The following is a 4,345-nucleotide window of genomic DNA, read 5'->3' as shown; positions in this document are numbered from 1 at the left end:
TATCCTTAGTCCAATTCCAGGGATGGGAAAAAAACATAGGGATTAGCGCAATGGTTATTTATCCCTAGTCCAATTCCAGGGATGGAAAAAAACATAGGGATTAGCGCAATGGTTATTTATCCTGTAGCACCCCATCGGTGAAAAAACTATCGCGAGCGCGCCATATTTATAATATTTTCATATGAATAAGGTAGAGAATTTTTCACCTCGGAGGTGCAAGCGCGGTAATGCTATTCGGCTACGGATCGCATCAATCTGAGAAAGGCTATAATACCGTTTTTCAAAACTGATATTAGAGATGTTTCTGATTTCCCCGCTTGTAGAGAGGCGATAAGCGCGCGTCTGCTTCGGGGACTAGGGATACCACTTTATCCCGAGCGAAAAATGTTCAGGACAACCGCACCTAATCCACCGATAGGGTGGGCAACCAGTTGCCCACCCTACTCTGGATTAACGGGGGAGGCGGAGTTTCGGGTGGGGTTCCCCCCAGGGGGGAAGGAGTCAAAATAATATTTTTCCTGCTAATTCTTCTCGGAATTAAGTTTGGTTAAATCTTGAGAAAATCTATAATTTTTGCATGGAGAAAGTGCCTACAATGCCCAAGCAACGCTCCAGGTGGATTCCGACTCTCGTGCAGGCTTTTGTTTGAAGGCGGGTAAAGATTTCCCGGCGGTTTGCGGGTGGATTTCTAATCCCTCTAATCGACATCCCCGGTAGGTAACGCCTTCAGCGGGATGCCATTCGTAGATGGCGGGGCTTCCTTCTACGTATTCCACCTCGCTAATCACTTGATAGCGGACATTTTGGCAGTTGGAAACCAACATGACTGGAATTTCTTCCCCGGCAGGGGCAATGAGTTTGTGGGTGGGGGTAAAGGATTTCATCGTTTCAACCTTGGGAAAAATGTTTCTTTCGGTGAGATGCAGAGCCGATTTTTGGGTTTTGACTTGTTCTATTATTCCTTGATTGTAAGTAGACGGGTGCGATCGCAAACCTAGAGAAATTGTGAAACCTTTCACCGCCCGGTTGTGATTTACATCATACTGCCCACGGTGGCAATATTGTGGGTTGTTAATTGTCGATTGTTGATTTGATAGCCGCGTTTGAGGGGGGTAGGGCTGTTCAAACGTTGCGAAATACTACGAAATTGCGTCACGGTACCGGGCGAGATGCTACAAAACTCTTATTATCTGCCCTAGTGCAACGATAAGGAGTCTGAAAAATGCAATTTGAAACCGCAGCACAAGAAGCCTGCTATAACAAAGTGGCGTTGTGGATGCAGGAACTGTTTGGCAAGTTTCCCTGTGCGCGCCAAGATATCCCGGGTTTGGGTCTGTTCATGGGTTCGGCCCTGGTAGAAGTGCTGATTTTACCCTGGGGGGAAGAGGATGCGGTCATTAATAACCGCGCTTATGTGGTGACTGGAACCGAAATCAGTGAGGATCTGATGCGCTTTCTGCTGGAGCAAAATTCGCAAATGATTTTTGGGGCGTTTGGGGTGGACCTGAAAGGGGATATCCTGTTCGAGCATACGATTGTCGGATCCACCTGCGACAAGAGAGAGCTGGAATCTTCGGTTCATGCTGTGCTCGAAGTCGCAGACGAATACGATGACAAAATCGTGGAACGGTGGGGTGGATTCCGGGCACTCGATCGCATCTGTGGCCCGGTGGAAAGTTAAGGGTTGCCGATCGCTTATCGGTCAGTAACGCCGGACAATTTGCCGATCGCTGCAGTGGCGGGCGATCGCGCGGGTATGGCGGCGGCGCGGCGATCGCACCAGTCTAATATCCGATTCCACGCCCACCACCGATCCGGATCCCCGGTTTGCTGTTGGGTGGCTGTGCTGCTGAAATACCCCACATGCCCGCCATACTCGGTTAACCATAATTCCACCGCTGGATTGTCCGCACAAGCGGCTTCTAAGTCGGAAATGACGCCAGGGTGAAACATCGGATCGTCCGCCGCATATAAAATCAGGGTGGATTTGTCTAACTGTGATAAAAAAGGCAGGGGACTACTGGCATCGTAGTAGGCTTCTACGGTAGGAAAACCTAAGCGATCGATGACCAATTCTTTGTCAAAGCCCCAAATACTGTTCGCTCTGGCGATCGCCCCTGGGTCGATCGCCTCCGGGTGAATTTCATGCACTCGCCAAGCTAATTTTTTCAATTCCTTGGCGATCGCTTTCTCCAAATACTTCCCAAATGGCTGTTTCACTAAATAAGACAGCGATCGGTTAGAATCCAAATTCGGACAAATCACCGCCCCGCCTGCGAGTTCTGATTCCTCTAACTCTAAGTCTGACCCCCACCGGTTGACGGTCCCGGCGGCTTTCACTCCCCACAGGGCCAGTTGTCCCCCCAGGGAATATCCGGTAAACCAAAACGGTGCGGGACATCCCATTGTTTTGGCTTTCGCCGCAATCCGCACGAAATCTTCCCCTTCGTATAACCCATCGGAAGTTAACGTGGGAGACAATTCCCCGGTTTTGCCATGTGCGCGCCAGTCAAACAGCACTACTGCATACCCCCGGGCAAAGGCTTTGCGTCCCATGATTCGCAAAAACCATTGTTGCGTCAGTTCCCCGGTAATTCCGTAAGTCGCTACAATGGTGCCGCGCGGATTCTCCGGAATGGCCACCCAGCCATAAATCGGCACGCCTCCCGCACCGGTAAAGATGGTTTCCTGGTAAGGCGGTTCGGGATGGGGAACGGTTTTTTCCCAGTTGCGGTTGGCAACTAGGGCGATGTAAAGGGTCATGGCGAGACCATTGTTCAACCCGATGGGGGGTCGGTACGTTGGATGAGACATGGATGATTGCATGAAGGGATTAAGCGTTACAAGACTGAAAAAGCGGGCGACTCGGTGAAACCGCCTCAATTGTTAAAAATTGTAACGGTTATTGAGTCTTTTTTTATTCCGCACCCCAGTCACCCAACCTCGGGGAGGTGACGCCCTCCAACCCATTGGTGGGAGTCTCGCAACATCAATTTGAGGCGTCACGCCCCTTTCCCGGTGGGAGAAGCACAAAATCCAGCATTTGTCAAGCTTTGGCTAGGGGTAACAGATAAATAATCTGAGATTATTGCCGAAATAGATAGGGGGGTATTTTTTGCGGCTTATTCTCCCAATTTTTGACAATATTGCTTGTAGCAGATGGTAGGGTGGGCAGAGCCACTTTTAGAGGTGCGGATGCTTTTGAGTTCTCGTGCCTGCCCATCCTACAAAATGCTCTAATTGGATGTGCAATTTATTGGGAATAACTTTAGATTTAAAGTAAAAAATTAAGTCAGTTGGTTGGCGTTTACAGGGCAGATTGTCAGTGAATTAAGGGTGAATTTGGCTTAAAATCATTCGCAGGCGATCGTAGTCATCTTTGAGGAGGATACTGAGGGCGCGTCCAGCTTGGACGAGCCAATCGCGATCGGCCATTCGTAACTGATAAACCTGACGAATTGCCGCACCGGTGAGGGCATCTACGGCTGCGCCGGGGACTTGGAGGAGGGTGCGGAGGAAGTCAAGCTGTTGGGTAAAGTGAATGATTTCTTCGGACTGACAGCGATAGACAGCTTGGTGAATTTGCGGAGGGCGAGGGGGGATATATTGATGGACGATGCCATTGGTTTGGCGATCGCCATTCATATTGTCTTGTGGGGGACAAAACCCGACGATCGCGGAGCGAAATTCAGTTTTGAGCATAGCAAAAATCTGAGGTTGTTGCTCGCGCAATCCCTGCATCGACAGGCCCAGCGCTCTAGCGCGGTGAACCGTATCAATTGGTGCCGTGGTGGCATGATAAACCACAGCATAAATCTGATTGCCCGACTCTTCATCCACCGACTTAACCCAACTGCCAAACGGGGGCATAACCGGGAAGCGCAAGTGTTGGGAATCGAGACATTGGGCTAAAAATTCAGTAGTTGCGGTTTCGATCACTTCCGCCAGGTGGTCGGGGTGACGGTCTTCGTGAGGGAATTGGGGAAGAGGGAGACGCATAATTCCAGAACGATTGACAATAGACATTGGCGATCGCGCGCCGTGGGGGATACAAGGCACGCGATCGCCCAATCAACTATTTTCCTTTTTGGCGACCTGCTTTAGCATCAACAGGTTCGAGTTCGGAGAGTCGGAACGTCACTAACTTGTCCCAATTGCCGCCTTCAAACAGGACAGCCGCTTTGCCATCGCTGAGACGTTGAACTTGACCTTGAAAGCCGTAATAAATATCAGAGATATTTGTAACGCGAACAGCAGAACCGGGAAGAATCATCGAAAATTAGGGGTTGGTAAGGGGGGCGAATGGAAACCCCTGTCATTTATGTATGGGGAGGAATTCGCCCCC

General features: G+C 50.1%; 5 protein-coding genes. 1 reads left to right on the top strand and 4 read right to left on the bottom strand.

All coding sequences use genetic code 11. The features are described 5' to 3' along the window. Window positions 1–590: 590 nt before the first annotated feature. Complete coding sequence (locus LKK83_RS17880; protein ID WP_324632619.1) at window positions 591–884, bottom strand: hypothetical protein; 294 nt, start codon at window positions 882–884, stop codon at window positions 591–593. Between the two features lie 338 nt (window positions 885–1,222). On the opposite strand from LKK83_RS17880, the gene LKK83_RS17875 reads away from it, so the two are divergent. Next, window positions 1,223–1,681: a T3SS (YopN, CesT) and YbjN peptide-binding chaperone 1 gene (locus tag LKK83_RS17875; RefSeq protein WP_324632618.1), complete on the top strand. Its 459-nt coding sequence runs from the start codon at window positions 1,223–1,225 to the stop codon at window positions 1,679–1,681. A gap of 14 nt (window positions 1,682–1,695) precedes the next feature. Here LKK83_RS17875 and LKK83_RS17870 read toward each other — a convergent pair whose 3' ends face one another. From LKK83_RS17870 to LKK83_RS17860, 3 genes are all read right to left on the bottom strand, one after another. Then, window positions 1,696–2,814, bottom strand: a complete 1,119-nt coding sequence (locus tag LKK83_RS17870; RefSeq protein WP_324632617.1) for a YheT family hydrolase — start codon at window positions 2,812–2,814, stop codon at window positions 1,696–1,698. A gap of 516 nt (window positions 2,815–3,330) precedes the next feature. Next, entirely contained in the window at window positions 3,331–3,999 is a 669-nt protein-coding gene (locus LKK83_RS17865; protein ID WP_324632620.1) for a hypothetical protein, read from the bottom strand. Between the two features lie 76 nt (window positions 4,000–4,075). Then, window positions 4,076–4,273 (bottom strand): NAD(P)H dehydrogenase subunit NdhS, encoded by a 198-nt coding sequence (locus LKK83_RS17860; protein WP_324632616.1) that lies wholly within the window; start codon window positions 4,271–4,273, stop codon window positions 4,076–4,078. Window positions 4,274–4,345 lie beyond the last annotated feature (72 nt).

It is taken from the genome of Phormidium sp. CCY1219, assembly GCF_035615515.1.
Classification (GTDB): Bacteria; Cyanobacteriota; Cyanobacteriia; order Cyanobacteriales; family Laspinemataceae; genus CCY1219.
The sequence above is the reverse complement of the archived record's forward strand: the minus strand, read 5'-3'. Positions and strand labels throughout refer to the sequence as shown.

Coding starts and splice junctions, on each gene's coding strand:
- LKK83_RS17870 (WP_324632617.1), bottom strand. CDS start 2,814: ATGTCTCATCCAACGTACCGACCCCCCATCGGGTTGAACAATGGTCTC.
- LKK83_RS17880 (WP_324632619.1), bottom strand. CDS start 884: ATGAAATCCTTTACCCCCACCCACAAACTCATTGCCCCTGCCGGGGAA.
- LKK83_RS17860 (WP_324632616.1), bottom strand. CDS start 4,273: ATGATTCTTCCCGGTTCTGCTGTTCGCGTTACAAATATCTCTGATATT.
- LKK83_RS17865 (WP_324632620.1), bottom strand. CDS start 3,999: ATGCGTCTCCCTCTTCCCCAATTCCCTCACGAAGACCGTCACCCCGAC.
- LKK83_RS17875 (WP_324632618.1), top strand. CDS start 1,223: ATGCAATTTGAAACCGCAGCACAAGAAGCCTGCTATAACAAAGTGGCG.